Below are 18,636 nucleotides of genomic sequence, written 5' to 3'. Positions count from 1 at the left end.
AAATTTTAAAATATACGCCCCTATATAATAAGAAGAAGTCTCTCTGCTACATAAATTCAGCAGAGAGACTTCTTCTTATTATGATTTAATTGTACTTTTCTCATAACCTAATATAAAAACTGTGGACAGGATCATTATAAAGCCCACTGCATCAAAAGCCGTAAATGTATTTCCTAATAACCACCACCCTAATAGAGCAGCCGAGATAGGTTCAATAGATGATAAAATAGAACCCTGCACAGATCCAATCCTACGAATGCCTTCGAGATACGCATTAAAGGAGACAACGGTCCCCAAAATAATAACCGCAAATAAGCCTGCCCACGTCCAGGCATCCCAAACCAAATTAGACTCTTGATCAAACCAATATAATTTAGCAAGGATCCCACTGATTAACATGGCTAACCCAACAATAGGTCCAGTCCCATATTTTCGTAAAATCTGGACGGGTTGCACACTGTAAATGGCAACCCCAACGGCAGATAATAGCCCCCAAGAGATAACACCACTATTAATGCCCTCTAAATGGACACCTTCATGGAAAACGATGCACATCGTTCCCACTAAAGCTAATATAACGGAAACAACTTCGCCCTTAGTTGGCGATTTTCGATATCTCAAAAACGTATATACAATAATCATGGTTGGTGCAATATACTGCAATACAGTCGCTACCCCTACACCACCTTCAATGATGGAACGGAAATAACTATATTGACACATAGCCATACCAAACACGCCAAAAATAAAGAGTTTCACCGTATCCTGTGTATTTGTGAACACCCGAAATATCTCACCGCGAGCTTTCATAAATGCGTATATCACTGTAAATAGGCCGGCTGCAATGAGTCGAATGGAAATAAGCCATTCAACATTTATATGTCTCTCAGTTTCCAGAAACTGTACCGCTGTACCAGATAGGCCCCATAAAGTTCCGCCCATAATGGTCAAGGCCATGCCGATAATTTGATTTTTATTCATTCAATAAACCCACATGTACTTTCACAATAATCTTACGGATTTTTTGTTTTCCTTTCACAGCCAATAATGGGCGATGCACATCCGTTGGGAAAAATACAGCATAAAATCCTTCTGGACAATAGATTTGACCTTCATCAATGGATTCATTCGCATAGAAATAGCAATCACGCTCTGGATAGGACTCAAGCGGCGTTGCTTGACCATGATTCACAAAGAATCCCATATTTTCTTCGCCATCCACCATAAACTGAATGTCAATATAATCCTTGTGGGATTCTGGTTTTGTTTCGGAGAAATCCTTTGTCATCACTTCGTCCACATTGTAGTACATTTTATCGCCTTCTAGTGGATTTTTACTGCCCACTGGTAGGGATTTTACATCTGTATTTTTTAAGAAATCCAAGGCTCTTACAATGGCTTTTGGATATCCCATTTTTGTATAATCTGCTTCGATGGATGAGAAAAACATATATTCATTCTCCTATGTAAACTACGAAATAATCTATCTGTATTATATCACAACAAGCCCCCTTATTCAGTCGCCGCTCGACTAAATAAGGGGGCATTTGTTATGTATCATATTAAATTGTAATCTCCATTACATTGGATTCCCTAATATCCCCTCAGCCTGCACGACAGTACAGCTCTGGTTTCCATTAGGCCTCCGATTGTGCTTTTTTGAAAGCTGCCATAATTTCTTCGGCTTCTTTATGTGGCACTTCTTCGTATCCGGAGAATTCACGATTAAATACGCCTTGACCTTGCGTAATTGAACGTAATGCAGTCACATAATCAGCAATTTCTACTAATGGCACTTGTGCTTTTACCACGGAAATACCAGCACGTTCACTTTGTTCCATTCCAAGTACACGACCTCGTCTACTATTGAGATCACCCATTACTTCGCCCATAAATGCGTCAGGTGCATATACGTTAACGTCGTAAATCGGTTCTAATAGTACTGGTTTCGCCTTTGGAATCACATCTTTCATAGCCTGTGCCGTTGCCACTTTGAAAGCAAGTTCAGAGGAATCTACAGAATGGTAAGAACCATCAAGTAGAGTTACTTGAACTCCAATCATAGGGTAACCTGCAATCAAGCCTTTATCTAAGGTTTCTTTGGCACCTTTTTCCACGGCTGGAATGTATTGGCGAGGTACAGCACCGCCAAAAATTTTGTCTACAAATTGGAAATCCTCTCCATCATATAAAGGATCCACTTGAATTTTTACATGTCCATATTGTCCGTGACCACCACTTTGTTTTTTGTATTTAGATTCTGTCTCTGCAGATCCACGGATAGTTTCACGGTATGGGATATACGGTTTCACTAGTTTAGCTTGGACGCCATATTTACGTTCCATTTTATTGAGTATGTGTTCCAAATGAACTTCGCCCATACAGTTAACCTGTAATTGACGGCCTTCGGAATCCTTCACTACTACACAAGTTGGGTCTTCTTCAGCTACTTTGAGTACCGCTGCAGCCAATTTTTCCTCTTCACCTTTTTTAGTAGGTTCCATCGCTACTGTATACAAAGGTTGAGGGAAACGAATTGGATCAAATTTCACCTTGAACTCAGAGGTTGCAAAGGTGTCACCAGTTTTTGCGTTAGCCAATTTAGGAATTACAACGATATCACCAGCTTTTGCAACAGTGATTGGTTTTTGTTGTTTCCCTATAAGGGTAACCATCTTGCTCCATTTTTCCTCTACACCTTGGTTCACATTGAAGAGTTTATCACCCTCCTTCAATTCCCCAGAGAAAATACGAACAAAGCTCTGTTTACCTGCAAATGGATCTAACAGCGTCTTGAATACGAAGGCTGTAAGCGGTTTATCTACATGTACCGCCCGTTGTTCGCCAGAATCTGCATCAGTAGCAGTCATGACCTTTTTCGTCGCATCTGGCATATAGCGAATCATTCGATCCAATACCTGATCGAGCCCAATTTGAGATGTGGCACTACCACACATGATTGGGCAAATACGGCCAGTGAGCATCCCTTCGCGCAAGCCTTGTCGAATTTCTTCCAATGTTAATTCTTCACCATTTAAATATTTTTCCAACAGTTCGTCGCTACCTTCAGCCGCAGCCTCTACCGTCATTTCACGGATTTCTTGGGCCTTTTCGATAAGTTGAGCTGGTACAGCCACTTCTGTTGGTTGGCCGTCTTTGTAAGTATACGCAGTCATTTTAGCTACATCTACAACGCCTTCAAAGGATGCACCTTCACCAATTGGAATTTGGAGAGGCATAATAGATTTACCAAATAACTCACGCATTCTTTCAAGTGAACCGAAGAAATCGGCTCCATCCACATCCATTTTATTGATAAATGCCATTTTTGGCATTTGTAATTCTTCTGCGTAATCCCATGCACGAACTGTGTCAGACTCTACACCAGATGTAGCGGATAATACCATTAACATCCCATCGCATGCTCGGAGTGCTGCACGAACTTCGCCATGAAATTCTGAATAACCAGGAGTATCAACAAAATTAACCTTATGATCTTTCCATTCACATGGTGCCATACCCAATTGGATAGTTACGTTGCGTTTAATTTCCTCTGGCTCGAAGTCCATAATATGTTTATTATCTTGACCACGACCTACAGAATCAACCTCACCAGAGGTCAATAGCAAAGATTCCACAAGAGCTGTCTTGCCCGCCCCATCATGGGATACGACTGCCACGTTCCTTATTACATCACTACTATACTCTTTCATCGGAATCGCCTCCTTGTTTGTAATTTTGGCTTCTTGATATAGTATTTCTACATTCGACCTTGTAACTCCTGCATGATAATTATGCTTTTTTCGCATATCGTTTTTATGAAAATACCGAAAATTTACAAAAAGTAATATAATCCGCTAATATATCGCTAAAAAAATACAACACTACATTATATCTATCATTAAATTAGACATAGAGGATTTTGAGTGTCTGAGTGTCATAATAAAAAAATATGCAGTGACTTTAATGAGACTTTCATCTTACAAGGAAGGAACTAGTTGTTATGAATGTATTACCATCGGAAATAGTTTGTGATCGAATTATACTTATAAAAGCTAGTGTAAAGTATATAGATAATTTTTTCAGTGCCATAGAGCAATCTTATTTCTGAACTATTGCCTTGGTTAAAATGGGTTAAAGGTATTACTAAAAAGGCTTGTAAAAGAAGTGCACAGTAGTAAAAAATGATATGTACAATAATACTATCCGAGACACTTTAGTTTTCAGAAAAAATCTAGTGTAATAAAATCAAGTGCGGTAGCGTTATAAATAGTTTTATTCATAACGCTACCGCACTTTTTTAGTGAAGTGTAGAAAATTTTCTTAGAAATACTGTGCCAATGATTTGCGTTGCAATAACACTGCTGGCACAATAGATGCCAACAGACCAATGACTGCAGCCACTGCCGCAATCACTGCTGGTTGCCATTGCCATACACTACCCATGGAGATAGCCATGGAATGTTGTAACATGCTAGCGATGCCAGCATAACAAGCAGCACCGATGGCCCAACCAATAAACGCACCGCCTACTACCAAATACGCTTGGCTACAGATGGATACTTTCATCAAGAAGGATTTAGAAGCGCCCATCGCTACCATAATAGCTTGTTCACGCAAGCGACCAAGGCTGGATAGATAGGAACTAGTCATCATAACTAGCAGGGAAATCAAGATTAGCAACCCGCCCACAGGAAGCCACATTTTTTCGCCCTGCCCCATCATGGCAAATAATTGCACGATAACTTGGGCTGGGAATACGAGTTGTGCCTCTTTAGAGCGTTGGAATTGCATCATTAATTGCATGGCTTGTGCATAGCCTACCGGTTCAACCATGACAGCTGTTACTGCACGACCAACAGTTTTAGGATTACTTGGAACGACTTGTGCATTACCTTGAACTGCTGTTGCTTGTTGTACTGTAGATTCAGCTACATTCGTATTACCAGTACCTGCATTTGTTGCATCGTGGTCATGTCCGTCGTGATCATGATCATCATCGTCCTCTGCCACCTCTAAGCGAGCTGGTTCAGTCTTACTGGCCACGTTTTCTACAGGTTTATCAACCCCTGGTACTGTTTCTTTAGTAGATTTTGTATGCGCTGTTTCATGGGCAAGCCAGATACTTTCAATATCTGTTAGAATAGCCTGATTATAAGGACCGCCTACATCATCAAGAATACCAACTACTGTGTAATCTTGATGGTCATGGGCTTTGCCTTTAGCGCTCACGCCGTGAATGGAGTGGAATTTGGAACCAATTTGTAAATTAGCTTGTTTGGCTACATCGCGACCAATAACAACTTCAAAAGGTTTTTCAAATTTGCGACCTTCTACAACGCGAAGCCATTCTGGCATAGTTTGGCTAGCTTTCACATCAAAGATAGCAGATTCAGTACCGACGATGCGGTAGCCCGCATAATTATCACCGAACGCGAGAGGTACCGCAGCTTTCACCATTTTTGTATTGGCGCGTAGTTTGTCCACCTCTGTGTAAGGAATATTGCCGATTGGTTGGTCTTGAAGGAATACACTATTTAATACGAGCTGATTACTACTGCCCTTGGCCCCTACAAGGAGACTGAATGGTTCAGTAGCACGCACGAGACCTTGATGGATGCCTTGACCGAGAGAGAATACGAGCACAGACAGTGCCACAGAGAGGGCCATGAGGACCACAAGGAATATAGATTGTAATGGTTTATGACAAATGAGTCGCCATCCGAGTTTTAAAATCATGCGTGGCCTCCTTTTGTCAGTGTAATTACGTTAGAGCAATAGGATTTCGTTAATGGATCGTGCGTCGCCACTAATAAGGTTGCATTCGATTGTTTGCAATAGGACGTCAGTAAATCCATTACACGACGGCTATTTTCCTCATCAAGACTGGCCGTTGGTTCGTCAGCTAGCACCAAGGATGGTTCCTTGATTAAGGCGCGAGCCACCGCCACACGTTGTTGTTCACCACGGCTCAAGGCAGATGGTCTCTTGTTGAGCAAATTCACAATATCCATGGTTTCCAAGAGATGTTGTAAACGTTCTTGGAATTGTTCTGTTTTATTATAGCCAGATACATAATGCCCTAAGGATAAATAAGCACCAAGCTCAATATTTTCTTTCACCGTCAGCGCATCAATGAGATTAAAATCCTGGAAAATATAGCCAATTTCGATACTACGCCAAGATTGTAATGCGTCCTCGTCAAAATCGGTGAGGATGCCCTCACCTGTTTTAATTTGTCCCCCGTCAGCACGGATAATCCCGGCTAAACAATGCAACAATGTAGATTTACCAGACCCACTAGGGCCAACCACAGCCCATTGGGTGCCACGGTCAAATTCGGCGTATGGCAAATGAAGGGCCACAATTTCTTGGTCCCCATCCTTGTATCGTTTTTCAAGTCCTTGAATCGTAATCATAATATCACCCTATTATTGGCTAATATCATAAGCGTTAATGCGAACAAGGCTCACAAAACCAGTTTCCGCATCAATAGAACTACCTACACTCAATGTGCCGGTTACAGTAATTGGTGCATCATATGGCAATGCTGTTACAGGTTCATCAAGGTATACAACGACAATATTTTCTGGCCAATCCGCATCTGTACTGCAGAATGGACATACTGCCATTGGGTATTCAGTGAGAACAAAGAAATTAATGCTTGGCTTCAATGGTGGCGCCATATATCCAGACATAGTAACTTCAGAACCATTTAGATTGGTAACAGTACTAGACATTACTAATCCATTGGCCCCTGCCCCACTATACATTTCATCATAGGATAACCAAGTTGCTTGTGCCAAGGACACTGCCGCAATTTGCAATACCAATGCACACATAATAATTCGAACCCACTTTAACATAATTGTCATCTGCCTTCCTGTTGTAATGTCCTGCGCATTAAAACAATACGTATTCCATCGCCCATCGATCACCGAGTGATTCTGAGCATCCACTTGTAAAATTTAACGGCTAACAGCCTCACACTGCTATCACCGAGTCTAGTCCTAAAAATAACAATATTGCTGGGCCTGTTAGTACCATATTGAGTTCTAATGATTACCGTTAGCCAACACCCTAATCCGTATCATATTCGACCCATTCTCAGTTACTACAGCCAGCAACAATGCTATCACATATTGAATTTTTGTATATCAATCTAAATCCTGTGGCCTAATCGCGTCAGATGTACGTGTTATACCTAGTTTTTAGATTGTGAAAGTACCAGTTCAGCGTTTACCAAAGCGAGGCTTACCTATCCGTGAGGGATTGCCTAGCACCTTGGCAAATCGCATTCACTGTACTTATTTGTTCTAAAGATTATTTTTTAATTTTTACGCCAAGGGCACGCATCATGCCATAGAACACTTCAGTGTTATCCATTACACCGCGGAAGTATTCAGAACCAGGGCCTTCTGCCATTAACACTACATCGTCAGCAGAGTGAACTTCACTAGTTTCGCCAGTCATCGTTGGCAAGTTACCTTCTACTAGGCGAGCGCCTTGAGGGGCACGTTTAGGGTTCGCAATAACTTTACCGTTGCCTTCTACTAGAGCAGGATCTGTTGGTGTTTGTTGGAAACGATAGTTTTCATAGTGATCTGGAGCATTTGCATATTGAACAGCCAATGTTACATCTGCATCTGGATTATCTGGGAAGCCATCTTTGTTCGCATCCACGAATGTAGGCCAGCCTGCATCACCATATACACGAACTGCTTCACGACCTACTTTGCCTTCGTTTTCAGAGTAAGTACCAGTGATACTAATACCATGTGCATGGTCAGCTACTACGATGATTAATGTGTTGTCGCCATGAGCTTTGGAGTATTTACGAGCATAGTCAACTGCTTGGTCTAACTCGATAGCATCATAGGCTGCACGTTGCCAGTCCATAGTATGTAATTGTTTATCTACGGAACCGCCTTCACTCATCAAGAAGAAGCCGTTAGGATTATTATCCAATACGTCGATAGCTTTTTTAGTCATTTCTACAAGACCTGGTTGATCTTGGAAGTTTTTCAAGACTTTTGGATTCTTAGGTAAGAATGCGCGATCCATATATACGTTCATATGGTTCATTGTGAACAAGCCAAGCATTGGTTTATCTGTGCTCAATGCATTAAGCTCAGTTGCAGTTGTAGCGAATTGGTAACCTGCATCTTGGTATTCTTTTACAAGGTTAACACTGTCTTTACGTTTAGAACCTGCTGCATCTAATGGTAAGAAGAATTGTAAACCACCGCCCAACACAACTGCTGGTGGGTTGTCACGATGGAATGCATCATAAGCGATAGCCGCTTGTTCACCACGACGGCGAGTATGTGCTGTCAACGCTGCTGGTGTAGCATCTGTAACCGCTGCAGTGGAAACCATACCGTAGGACATGCCTTTTGTACGGCTCACGATTTCAGCAAAGGTTTCTACTTTAGGATCATCGAAAGCATCTTTTGTGCTGTTCGCATAAGAACCCATTGCATTAACAACGGCCTTATGGCCTGTGTTGTAAGCAGAAGCACTGTTTGCAGAGTCTGTTACGATGGAATCATAACCAGATGTTGTAATCAATGCCATGTTTGGCATTTGTTCCATGGAAAGTAAATCGTTATATTTACCTTCTGTAATGCCTTTGGAAAGGATACGAGCGACTTCTTTCGCTTGCATGCTCATGCCATCGCCTACGAACAAGATAACGTTCTTAGCTGTTTTTTGAGCTTTTTCCTCTACTACATTGTAGTTTACGGAACGACGGCTCGCACCATCTGCACCATTAGCGTTCACTACGATTTTTTTAGCGCCTACAGTGTCAAAGTTAACTTGGTCGATGCGATAAGATGCATAACCAGTGTGTTGTGTTAATGTAGCTTCTTTATTGAAGTATTTTTGAGCATCAACGCCATCAATAGTAACGGCAACATCATTTACATTACCTTTTACTTCTACTTCAAAGTCAAAATTTTGGCCTTTCCAGAATTTAGCGCGATCGATTGGTAGCACTGTAATTTTTTTAACGTCCTCTGCGTGAGCACCCAATGCGGAACCACCATTGTGGAATTCTGATTTAGTATCGATAGCAGGGTTACTGCTAACAGTAGCAGCATCTACTGTAGATACTGTTGCCACGCCGAATAAACTAGCGCCTACCAAGGCTAACATCATGGATTTTTTCCAAGTTGACTTCTGAGACATACATAACCTCCTACAATAATATGTATACGAATCTCTATACGTGTATACGTTTCTCTATACTTGGAGTATAGCAAAATACGCGCCAATTCACTGTAAATAGTAGGTAATTAATTGTCATGGAATTGTAAAGGGCTACAAACTCAGAAAACACTTATGCTTGTGAAAGTTTTCCTAATATACACAGCCAAAAACAGCCACACTATTTCTAGCATGACTGTTTTTATCGTTCTATGTAATTAGAAGCTATACTTTGCCCCTGCCGTGAAGCCATAGGATTTATATCCATTTGAGCCCCAACCGCCAAAGACATTGCCCCAAAGTTGTACGCTATTGCCAACTTGTTTTTCATAGCCCACCTTCAACTCAAAGATATTTTTTGCGCCGTCAATGGCGAGGCTTTCACCATCGAAGGACATTTCATAATCGTTGAAGTTATAATACCAATTCAGCTCGGCATATGGTTGATTTACAGGGCGGGTGGACGAATACGCAGTGGTGTATCTAGCCCTAACTCCACAGATACGACTACACCGGATAGGTTGTAATTCGTCTCTGCTATATCTTGACCAGATACGGATGATTTGAAATTATTGCCAGTAATCCACGCGTCCAAGTAATAACCGCTTTCATCCTTGGCTTGATCATAGTACGGTCCCATTATTCCCATTCCAATTGCCGTTCACGGTGAGCTCACCCAATTGGGAACTCATCGTTGTGACCGCATCAGAATCAGTGGTGTATTTCACCAATTCCACCGTATACGGTAGTACCTGTGAACGTATTATTAGCAAAAATATTATTTGTCATGGAGCCAATACGTACCCATGCATCTGCCACCGTATTGCTCACTGAGCTAGCATAGCCCCCTACGAGACCCCCACCATGCCACCGCCATGGAGCGTACCATTAGCAGTCACTGTATTGTTGCTAATAATATTTCCTTCCACAGCTGTAATACCAGTTGATGTCAAACTCGCCGTATGCGTTGTTGCCGCTAGTACAGTATCAAACTCTGTACCAGTTATAATCGTATGCTCCGCCGCTAACACTTGTAGCGGCATGGTTCCCAAGGCACTCAGCACAAGGGCTTTTATCATTAATGTCCGTTTCATCTGTACCTTCCCCAAAATCAAACACATCACCATATACTTATATCTTTATTATTGCTATAGCATTACTATCTTTATTATTCCTATAGCCGTACTATCTCTATTATCTCTATTATTTCTAATGCTCTATTGTATATGTCAATTGTCTCTACTAGTCATATTTAATTCAGTAGATATGCCATTTTTCACATTATAATATTTATATTAATTATTTAATTATTCTGTTTTATTTTCATTCCTGTTTTATTTTCATTCTTTCGTTTTTTGCAACTATGGATTTCTATCCCCAAATGAATACCTTGTTATACCAAAAGAACTGCTGTGCCCAAAACTACCAACAAAATACATCTACCCCAAATGCACATACAAAAAAATATCTGCCAGAATGTATTGTAATTCCAACAGATATTTTATGTATACGAGTTAACAACAGTCTTTCTAACTCGCTATGTATTATATTTTCACATTCATTTTGCGCTACGTATTGTATGTTTTACATACGCTTTGCACAACTTATTGTTTCTGATATTTCGTCAGTTCCATCATATATCCCATCAAAATGGATTTAGCCCGCCACCCCACGAGGAAGAAGGGCACCAAAATAATGGCTAAGGTTTCATATACCGAGAGTCCATACTGATCTATCCACACATCGGCGGATACAAACATGAGATAGATGGCAAAGATCATAGGTACTACGATGCCAATCACCGCATCGCGAATCAAACGTTGACTCAGGTTTGGCATGCTTTCACTAGAAATCGTTAACCGAGGTTTCATGAAATACCAAAGACACCCGATACATATGACAATATATATAATTGGTACGACAACACCATGTATGATATCCATAATCTCATCCTATTAAAACAACGATTCCATGTCATAAAACCGTAGTAAAATCCATGAAAATTTACAGCAACTAGAATAGTCCCGTCCGTTTTCCATAATGTTTCGAGTCGCCATTTTGTTTCCAGCCCACGGTGTCACCGATGGACATGACGCGGCGTGTGAGGCAATCCTTACATTTATCGGCATTATCATCCACGCAAGGTTTGTTATCATACAGCAAGTATTTAGCGCGATGCTCAGGAATCGTAATGATAGGCATCAAGATATTAGCACCTGCAGCCAGACCTTTTTCACGGCCTAATTTATCTAATGCTTGTAACGCCGTCGTAGCCGCTACGTTAACGTCCTTGAGGAACAAACGAGTAAGGGCAATCATTTTAAGACCTAATTGAATACGGCGTAATTTGCCTGCTTCGTCATCAAGGCCCATGGCTAACGCCTCTTGGCCTAATGGCGTATCATGATGTACCACATATGGCCCCATGCCAATCATGTCGATATCCATGTCACGATAGAATAAAATATCGTTCACCAAATCTTCTTCCGTTTGACCAGGCAAACCAATCATAACACCAGTGCCGACTTGGAAACCTACTTTGCGTAATGTTTTCAAGCAATTGACGCGCGTTTCAAAGGAATGCAATGCATCATTAGGATGAATTTTTTGGTATAGCTCTGGATTTGTCGTTTCAATGCGAAGCAAATAACGGCTAGCACCGGCCTCAACCATGCGGCGGTACGCATCTTCAGATTGCTCGCCTACGCACATAGTAATCCCCAAGGAACCATCGCCAATGGCCTTGATATCACGAATCAAATCCACCACATAGTCTACAAACGCATCATCGCAGCGTTCGCCAGACTGCAATGTAATGGAACCGTACTCATGATCGTACGCCCATTGCGCCATTTTAATGATATCTTCGCGGGCCATGTCAAAACGTTCTGTCTTGTCATTCTCTCGACGAATACCACAATAATTGCAGTTCTTGATGCAACGATTAGAAAACTCTATGAGACCACGATAATAGGCAATAGGCTGCACATATTTCGCCTTTACCTCGTAGGCCTTTTTGTAAATCAAATCTAGCTCGGCCTGATCCGTCACAGACATGAGGAACCTGAGTTCATCCTCTGTGAGCCAGTCATTGCCGACCAAATCCTTTTTCAAAATTTCTTGTACTGTCATTGTATGTCCTATCTATGTATACCTATACTTTGTTAATTTGTGAAAGTACGAAATCAGTAGCTCCTCAGTTCTCGCCCATCACCAATCAAACTCTGTCGAGTTTACTATTGTAAATGTGGAAAAACTAAGTTTTTAAATTCCTACTAAAAACATACCCCTATAACTTTAGCATACCGCATTTTGAGCGAGTATACAACGATTTTTCTCTATCTATTAGTTCTGATCCCCTTGCGAATTTAGCATATACACGTACGATTTCCGCCAACCGTGGCATATTAGTAATTCCCCACTGTATTCGTATCATACTTGGTGGCGGAAAACGATAGCACTATATACTATTATTACAATTCATAACGGATGGTCATCGATTCCATTGGAACTGTAATCCCCACAACCTCTGTGACCCTGTGGAAATCTCCTAATTGATCCGGCAATGCCTCCACCGTTTGTACTTGATGTTCTAAACAATAACGCGCCATCGTCCCTCGCATGATTTTAGAGGAGGTGCTCAATTGTTTCCATGTACCCGATTTATTTTCCCAGAATTCTACGGTCACCATAATAGGATGAGAAATCATTTTAGCATATTCCTTGGAAGCTAAATTTAAAATCCAGTCCTCTCCGTTGAAATAGTTATCCATAGAGGTTTGCCATAATTCGTATAGAGCTGAGGTGGATTTAATTTTACCTGTTGTAGATTTTGTTTTTGTTGCACTAGTATTAGACGTTGCTTCACTTGCATTAACTGCTGATGCATCCGAAAACGCCTCTAAGGCCTGTACCATATCCGAATCCAGTGGTATATCTTTAAATATTTTGTCTGCCACATCTAATCGGTAATTCGTCATAGGACTCGTCGGTTCTACGACACCATAAAGGCCTGACATAATCGCTAAATGGTCATTGCCAAATTGTTTGGCCTCATCAGATAACATCGACCAATTGAGATATTTAAAGGCGATGCCGTCATAACTCTCGACGGCACAACCTTGCTCTACTGTTGGATACGCCACATAAAATTCATGTAACGTCTGCGCCTTTGTTTCATCTAGTTTCAATGCTTTCATCAACACAGGGATGGGTAATGCTGCCATATGTGCCACGAGGGCATCGGATATTTTTTGTTGAAAAAACCCTTTGCTGGCAGTGCCAGAAAGGGTTTTAGTTTTACTAGGAGAGAGGACGATTTTCATTTTTTAAGGCCTTTGCAATTTCTTCTTCATCCAAGTTGTCGATCAAATCAGGATTCCAAAGCATCAATGGAACTGCCACAACATGAGATGCTTTCATGTCCTTACATAAATTGATGCATTCACGTAAATATTCAGACTCAATGTCCACTACGTCGCAGATTAATACGACATGGCGACCTTTCAAAGTAACGCCAGCGTAGTCGATGCTTTCACCAGAGTACGTCATTTCGCCGATGTCCAAACGACCTTCGCCCATATCCTCAACGCGAGCCATTAAAATGTGCTCAAGCAATGTGCTCAATGGGGTCACAGTGCGGCCAATGCCCACAAGTTCCTCAGGTTGCACATGAACGATAACAGTTTTTTTGCGTTTATCCGTGCGATATTGCAATAATGCTTTTTCAAGAGCGCCGTAGAATACAAACAATTGCCATGGGTCCAAAGAACCAGTTTGGAACATGTCAATGATTGTTTCATCAGGATCCATTGTCAAACGAGCCACTAATTCCTCGCCGATATCTTGCACTACCTCTTCAAAATCAGATTTTACAGTTGTATCAAAATCTTGGTTTTCTTTCACGTCAGCCATGAAGACCTCCTATAATTTGCACGTACGATTACAATATAATTATTGTAACACAGAAATAGGGGCTTTCACCATAACAAGGATTCATAACTGATTCCTGGTGAAAGTTCCAAAATTAACTAGCCATTAACAAATAAATATTCATGCCCGTTACGACGATGCCGATGCCCCACAAAATGATATTTGTGAACGTCCGGTTCGTGTACTGCCCCATAACGCGACGGCTGCTAGTCATGAATAATTGCAAGAATATGGTAATTGGCAATTGTAGGCTCAAGAACATTTGCGACACTAAGAGCGCTTGGAATGAGTCCGTAACGAACAGAATCAATCCCAACGCTGGTACGTAGGTCAAAAACAATCCCAAGCGACTGTGAAAGTCCTTCATGTCGTAGGACTCGCCCCACATGCCGGCAAAAATACTAGCCCCAGCCATTCCCGCCGTAGCAGATGATGCAAAGCCTGCAAAGAGCAATGCCAACGCAAAGATCGTGCCTGCTGCAGGACCGATGAGCGGTTTCAACAGTTCCTCAGCCTGTTCAAGTTCCGTAACACCTACGCCATGTGCATAAAATACAGCGGCTGCGAGGATAATCATGGCGGAGTTGATCATCCAGCCAATCCCCATGGATAGCAACGTATCCAAAAACTCATAACGCAATTGGCGTTGCATAATTTCTGGATCTTGTGTATTGAACTGGCGGCTCTGAATGATTTCAGAGTGCAAGAACAAATTGTGCGGCATAATAACGGCGCCAAGAATGCTCAAGATAACGAGCATAGACTCGTTTGGTATCGATGGATTCACCCAACCAATACCTGCAGCCGCCCAATCCACATTAACCATGTTCACTTCGATAACATAGGCCAATGCAATGAGCGATACAAAGCCAGCAATGATGCGTTCCAATTTCTGATAGGAATTCGTAATGAGCATCACCGAGCAAATGACGGCGGTCAAAATACTGCCTATCACGAGAGGTATGCCAAATAACATTTTTAACGCAATGGCGGCGCCAATAAATTCAGCCAACGCCGTTGCGGCCGCCGCAATCCCTGCCGTACTCAATACGAAACGAGACAGCCATCGAGGCAAAAACTCGTACGCACATTCCGACAAACATTGCCCGCGAACAATGCCCAAATGGGCCACATTGTGTTGTAACAAAATCAACATAATCGTCGACAATGTGACAACCCATAATAATTCATAGCCATAACTGGCACCAGCCGCCAAATTAGCCGCCCAGTTACCTGGATCAATAAAGCCCACCGTAACTATAATGCCAGGACCTATGAATTTAAAAACTTCACTAACATGTTGCTTACCGTTTTGATGGACGGTTAGCAACTGCTTTTTTATAAAATCAACCACTCCCGGGGCCCCCTTTTTATGTAAGAGAAGTACCTAAGAAATTCAAGTTTTTGGGACTGCCGATCCAATAATCCGCTTATGCGCTATTGTAATGGCACCACGTATTCAAGAATACAGCCTATAACTTGATGGCTACCTCTGTGCGCGCCCGAGCATCAGCCTTACTGGATTTGCCCTCTTGGCCAGAGTAACGAATGCGGACATCGCCACTCACTTTCACGCGAGAATCATCAACGGCGAACTTGTCCATTTTCTTTTTGATTTGCTCATCCGTTAACGCCTTTTCCTTAGGTTGCTCTAAATCAGAGAAATCAATACCTTGTTCCTCTGTGTCTTCATCTACATTCGCAGAATTAGTGTTAGATTGCGGAGCATTCGCCATACCTTGGCCCTGAATCAATGGCACCGCCGTTGGATCTGCTACTTTCAAAGTTTTGCTAGCAGCATTACCCTTCTTGGCATTTTTCGCATCTTGCTCTGCTCGAATCTTTGCTAATTTTTCTGCTTTTTCTTGTTTATCTAACATGACATTGTAATCGCGGATTTCATCCATATAATCGCGGTACATTTTCAATGCTGATTGTCTATCATTATCGTTCATCTGTTCACGACGTTGTACCACATCATTAATGAGCGGTGTCATCTGACGAACAGTATAGGATTTGTCCCCTAATTCGATACCTTTCGTATCCGTAATCGCACCATGTTTTACCAATAACGCTAACGCTTTGTAGGTCTCGTGATCAGGTGAAATCACTTCATTTGGATTATGTGCGGCTTGACCTGTTGTCACACCAGCCACTAAACAAATACCCATAATGGTGAAAGCTCGTTTTATTGTTTGAGGCATCCATTTTTTTAAGATCATATTTCAATCCTCCTAATGATTACATATATATTACAATACTATCATTTATGTATGAACACAAGATGATGCATGCTGTACCAGCACAAGATGTTACATACTGTATGAGCACAGGATGTTACAGGCTCTACGAACACAAGATGATACATTGCCGTATACTATGCTACCCCTATTATACTACAAATATCGATATTTTTCGTAAACCAATATAGCTATCTCATTCTATAAATTTATGATGCTGAAACCGCTCCGCTAAACAAGTTAATTATTGGACTTTCACCATTATCAAAAAAATATATTTGATTATTATAAATCCCAAAATTACAATAAAATCATACATAGTAATTTCTAAGTTAAATGGAGGTATTATGGATATCGTCAATTTAGCCCTGCAAATCGCTACGAAAGCTCATGCCAATCAGCTCGATAAAGGTGGTGCCCAGTATATCGAGCACCCTAAATTTGTGGCATCCTTGCTCACGAGCCCAGAGGAAAAAGCCACCGCCCTCCTGCACGACGTTGTGGAGGAGAAGTACTCTGCGGACTACTTCTCCTCTTACTAATATAAATTGAAACGTATGTATTGCAACTAAATAAAGCCATGTCTCTAGATATTAAACTATATACTTAGCGGTTTACCCGCCATACATTTGTGACCTTGTGATTTAGTCACCCAAAAGGGCAGCGACGGAATGAAGATATATCATTTTATCGCTGCCCTTTATGCTATTTATTATATTACTCTAATCCATGATCAATAATTTTCTTTTGAAAATCCTCTATCTTTTGTAGGTTACATAATCAAAACTATCTGCTTGTCCTAAAATAATCATCGGTCTCTTTTTAAATTTATTTCGTCCAGTACTAGTATCATAATAAGGAAACGTTGCCACACAAAACATTCCTATCATACCAGCTCCTCTGCATCCTCAAACTCATCGTAATACATATCAGATACGGATATATCATCGCCATCAAAATGATCTCTTACAAGCCTGCTAACAGGACCAAATTTCCAGCCCTCAAAAGTTTCTACAAACATAGCTTCGCCCGTGATAGCCAAACTTTCCCTCTGAGTGAAATATAAAAGCTTATGTAATTTCATCTCATCAATTGGAGTTCCCGATATTTTTTTATATTCATCTAAAATATATTTAGCTATATTAAGAATATTTTCCACAATATCACTCCTTTCACACATCTAGTATTTAATTCATAATAACCAAATTCCCACCAAAAGTAAATATACTTTTTGTCATAAATATTACGCACTAAAATCTCAAAATAGGCAAAAAAAATAACTCCCATACAGGAGTTCCTATTTTCTATGAAATTGTATGGCGGAGGATTAGGGATTCGAACCCTAGCGACGGTAACCCGCCCTAACGATTTAGCAAACCGTCCTCTTCAGCCTCTTGAGTAATCCTCCGCGCCTTACTGAAATAATATATCATATTAAATCGAAGTATGTCAATCACTTTCATACAGGGATTTTACAATCCGCAACTTGTAAAACTAAATTCCACCCCCACCTCATATCGAGTTCAGATACACAATTCATTAATCTGCTATATTAGGGTAAAAACAAACCCTGGCAAGCATTTCGGACTCACCAGGGGTGTTTGTGTGCTACTATAACACGAATTCTTAGCTACACATGCAGCCATCTATTGTATTCGATCAACGGTGTATCGCCACCGATAACAGCAATTACGCCAACATGGATTCGATGAACCAAATTTGTTTTACGTAGTAAGCGATTTGATCTTCTAACAAGCTTACGAAACCAAAGTCGCCTTCTTCATCAGCGCCTGCACGAAGTTCTACAGCGATGTCGCGCATCAATTTAATGTCGCTCAACAAGATTTCTACTGCTTTTTCTTGGCGAATGCTTTCAGCACCTAATTCTTCAATGTTGGAGATTTTTAGGTATTCGGATACGTTAACGACTGGGAATTGACCGCGCATTTTAACTGCTTCTGCTACTGCATCGTAATATTCAAATGCTTCGTCATATACGGATTCCAAATATTCGTGAATGGATTTGAATTGTGGACCTACCACGTTGAAATGCAAGTTATGTAATTTTACGTTCCATACAGAAAGGTTTGCTAAATATTTGTTTACTAATTCGATGTTTTTCATGATTGTTTCCTCCATTTTGAAAACTTTTTCTAATCTATAATTTCTATAATAATGGTTACTAATTTGTAATCGTTATTGTTTATGTGTATATTGTATCAATAATCATTCTTCTTGTCAACATTTAATTTCG

19 protein-coding genes and 1 tRNA gene are annotated in these 18,636 nt (G+C 41.0%); 1 reads left to right on the top strand and 19 read right to left on the bottom strand.

Annotated features, from left to right (window positions below; genetic code table 11):
• Positions 1-78: 78 nt before the first annotated feature.
• The 16 genes from RVY80_RS04225 to RVY80_RS04150 form a co-directional block, all read right to left on the bottom strand.
• Positions 79-981: a DMT family transporter gene (locus RVY80_RS04225; protein ID WP_295192459.1), complete on the bottom strand. Its 903-nt coding sequence runs from the start codon at positions 979-981 to the stop codon at positions 79-81.
• Positions 974-1,450 carry a YhcH/YjgK/YiaL family protein gene (locus tag RVY80_RS04220; RefSeq protein WP_295189589.1) on the bottom strand — a complete coding sequence of 159 codons (477 nt, stop codon included), beginning with the start codon at positions 1,448-1,450 and terminating at the stop codon, positions 974-976. The genes RVY80_RS04225 and RVY80_RS04220 overlap by 8 nt, the downstream gene beginning before the upstream one ends.
• Positions 1,451-1,637: 187 nt before the next feature.
• Positions 1,638-3,713, bottom strand: coding sequence for an elongation factor G (gene fusA, locus RVY80_RS04215; RefSeq protein ID WP_295192456.1), 2,076 nt, complete (start codon positions 3,711-3,713; stop codon positions 1,638-1,640).
• Positions 3,714-4,323: 610 nt separating this feature from the next.
• Positions 4,324-5,739: an ABC transporter permease gene (locus RVY80_RS04210; protein ID WP_317329760.1), complete on the bottom strand. Its 1,416-nt coding sequence runs from the start codon at positions 5,737-5,739 to the stop codon at positions 4,324-4,326.
• Positions 5,736-6,419, bottom strand: coding sequence for an ABC transporter ATP-binding protein (locus RVY80_RS04205; protein WP_317329759.1), 684 nt, complete (start codon positions 6,417-6,419; stop codon positions 5,736-5,738). Before RVY80_RS04205 ends, RVY80_RS04210 begins: the two co-directional genes overlap by 4 nt.
• Positions 6,420-6,431: 12 nt before the next feature.
• Positions 6,432-6,875, bottom strand: a complete 444-nt coding sequence (locus tag RVY80_RS04200) for a hypothetical protein (protein WP_295189576.1) — start codon at positions 6,873-6,875, stop codon at positions 6,432-6,434.
• Positions 6,876-7,323: 448 nt separating this feature from the next.
• Positions 7,324-9,192, bottom strand: coding sequence for an alkaline phosphatase (locus RVY80_RS04195; RefSeq protein ID WP_317329758.1), 1,869 nt, complete (start codon positions 9,190-9,192; stop codon positions 7,324-7,326).
• 236 nt (positions 9,193-9,428) lie between these two features.
• Positions 9,429-9,713 (bottom strand): autotransporter outer membrane beta-barrel domain-containing protein, encoded by a 285-nt coding sequence (locus tag RVY80_RS04190; protein ID WP_295189652.1) that lies wholly within the window; start codon positions 9,711-9,713, stop codon positions 9,429-9,431.
• Complete coding sequence (locus RVY80_RS04185; RefSeq protein ID WP_295189570.1) at positions 9,659-9,850, bottom strand: autotransporter outer membrane beta-barrel domain-containing protein; 192 nt, start codon at positions 9,848-9,850, stop codon at positions 9,659-9,661. Before RVY80_RS04185 ends, RVY80_RS04190 begins: the two co-directional genes overlap by 55 nt.
• 208 nt (positions 9,851-10,058) lie before the next feature.
• On the bottom strand, positions 10,059-10,304 hold the full coding sequence (locus tag RVY80_RS04180; protein WP_317329757.1) for a hypothetical protein: 246 nt from the start codon (positions 10,302-10,304) through the stop codon (positions 10,059-10,061).
• A gap of 510 nt (positions 10,305-10,814) precedes the next feature.
• Entirely contained in the window at positions 10,815-11,153 is a 339-nt protein-coding gene (locus RVY80_RS04175; protein WP_295192440.1) for a hypothetical protein, read from the bottom strand.
• 70 nt (positions 11,154-11,223) lie between these two features.
• The gene (hydE, locus tag RVY80_RS04170) at positions 11,224-12,342 is read right to left on the bottom strand and encodes a [FeFe] hydrogenase H-cluster radical SAM maturase HydE (protein ID WP_310746317.1); all 1,119 of its coding nucleotides are present in this window, start codon (positions 12,340-12,342) and stop codon (positions 11,224-11,226) included.
• A 341-nt stretch (positions 12,343-12,683) separates the two neighbouring features.
• Positions 12,684-13,535, bottom strand: coding sequence for a YaaA family protein (locus tag RVY80_RS04165; RefSeq protein WP_295191660.1), 852 nt, complete (start codon positions 13,533-13,535; stop codon positions 12,684-12,686).
• Complete coding sequence (locus RVY80_RS04160; protein WP_295191662.1) at positions 13,513-14,124, bottom strand: hypothetical protein; 612 nt, start codon at positions 14,122-14,124, stop codon at positions 13,513-13,515. Before RVY80_RS04160 ends, RVY80_RS04165 begins: the two co-directional genes overlap by 23 nt.
• Before the next feature lie 112 nt (positions 14,125-14,236).
• Entirely contained in the window at positions 14,237-15,496 is a 1,260-nt protein-coding gene (locus RVY80_RS04155) for an Nramp family divalent metal transporter (protein WP_317329756.1), read from the bottom strand.
• Positions 15,497-15,614: 118 nt separating this feature from the next.
• Positions 15,615-16,364, bottom strand: a complete 750-nt coding sequence (locus RVY80_RS04150) for a hypothetical protein (protein ID WP_317329755.1) — start codon at positions 16,362-16,364, stop codon at positions 15,615-15,617.
• Between the two features lie 365 nt (positions 16,365-16,729).
• Between RVY80_RS04150 and RVY80_RS04145 the strand changes: the two genes are divergently transcribed.
• A complete protein-coding gene (locus tag RVY80_RS04145; RefSeq protein WP_317329754.1) occupies positions 16,730-16,924 on the top strand; it encodes a hypothetical protein in 195 nt (64 codons plus the stop codon).
• 344 nt (positions 16,925-17,268) lie between these two features.
• Here RVY80_RS04145 and RVY80_RS04140 read toward each other — a convergent pair whose 3' ends face one another.
• The 3 genes from RVY80_RS04140 to RVY80_RS04130 all read right to left on the bottom strand — a co-directional run bounded on the left by RVY80_RS04140 (position 17,269) and on the right by RVY80_RS04130 (position 18,506).
• On the bottom strand, positions 17,269-17,541 hold the full coding sequence (locus tag RVY80_RS04140) for a Panacea domain-containing protein (RefSeq protein WP_317329753.1): 273 nt from the start codon (positions 17,539-17,541) through the stop codon (positions 17,269-17,271).
• 158 nt (positions 17,542-17,699) lie between these two features.
• Positions 17,700-17,790 (bottom strand) — tRNA-Ser (locus RVY80_RS04135).
• A 281-nt stretch (positions 17,791-18,071) separates the two neighbouring features.
• Positions 18,072-18,506: a Dps family protein gene (locus tag RVY80_RS04130; protein WP_295192429.1), complete on the bottom strand. Its 435-nt coding sequence runs from the start codon at positions 18,504-18,506 to the stop codon at positions 18,072-18,074.
• Between the last annotated feature and the right edge of the window lie 130 nt (positions 18,507-18,636).

It is taken from the genome of Veillonella absiana (genome assembly GCF_032970865.1).
Lineage (GTDB): Bacteria > Bacillota > Negativicutes > Veillonellales > Veillonellaceae > Veillonella > Veillonella absiana.
The sequence above is the reverse complement of the archived record's forward strand: the minus strand, read 5'-3'. Positions and strand labels throughout refer to the sequence as shown.

Coding starts and splice junctions, on each gene's coding strand:
- RVY80_RS04195 (WP_317329758.1), bottom strand. CDS start 9,192: ATGTCTCAGAAGTCAACTTGGAAAAAATCCATGATGTTAGCCTTGGTA.
- fusA (WP_295192456.1), bottom strand. CDS start 3,713: ATGAAAGAGTATAGTAGTGATGTAATAAGGAACGTGGCAGTCGTATCC.
- RVY80_RS04175 (WP_295192440.1), bottom strand. CDS start 11,153: ATGGATATCATACATGGTGTTGTCGTACCAATTATATATATTGTCATA.
- RVY80_RS04160 (WP_295191662.1), bottom strand. CDS start 14,124: ATGGCTGACGTGAAAGAAAACCAAGATTTTGATACAACTGTAAAATCT.
- RVY80_RS04180 (WP_317329757.1), bottom strand. CDS start 10,304: ATGAAACGGACATTAATGATAAAAGCCCTTGTGCTGAGTGCCTTGGGA.
- RVY80_RS04165 (WP_295191660.1), bottom strand. CDS start 13,535: ATGAAAATCGTCCTCTCTCCTAGTAAAACTAAAACCCTTTCTGGCACT.
- RVY80_RS04200 (WP_295189576.1), bottom strand. CDS start 6,875: ATGACAATTATGTTAAAGTGGGTTCGAATTATTATGTGTGCATTGGTA.
- RVY80_RS04185 (WP_295189570.1), bottom strand. CDS start 9,850: ATGGGACCGTACTATGATCAAGCCAAGGATGAAAGCGGTTATTACTTG.
- RVY80_RS04145 (WP_317329754.1), top strand. CDS start 16,730: ATGGATATCGTCAATTTAGCCCTGCAAATCGCTACGAAAGCTCATGCC.
- RVY80_RS04225 (WP_295192459.1), bottom strand. CDS start 981: ATGAATAAAAATCAAATTATCGGCATGGCCTTGACCATTATGGGCGGA.
- RVY80_RS04130 (WP_295192429.1), bottom strand. CDS start 18,506: ATGAAAAACATCGAATTAGTAAACAAATATTTAGCAAACCTTTCTGTA.
- hydE (WP_310746317.1), bottom strand. CDS start 12,342: ATGACAGTACAAGAAATTTTGAAAAAGGATTTGGTCGGCAATGACTGG.
- RVY80_RS04150 (WP_317329755.1), bottom strand. CDS start 16,364: ATGATCTTAAAAAAATGGATGCCTCAAACAATAAAACGAGCTTTCACC.
- RVY80_RS04210 (WP_317329760.1), bottom strand. CDS start 5,739: ATGATTTTAAAACTCGGATGGCGACTCATTTGTCATAAACCATTACAA.
- RVY80_RS04205 (WP_317329759.1), bottom strand. CDS start 6,419: ATGATTACGATTCAAGGACTTGAAAAACGATACAAGGATGGGGACCAA.
- RVY80_RS04220 (WP_295189589.1), bottom strand. CDS start 1,450: ATGTTTTTCTCATCCATCGAAGCAGATTATACAAAAATGGGATATCCA.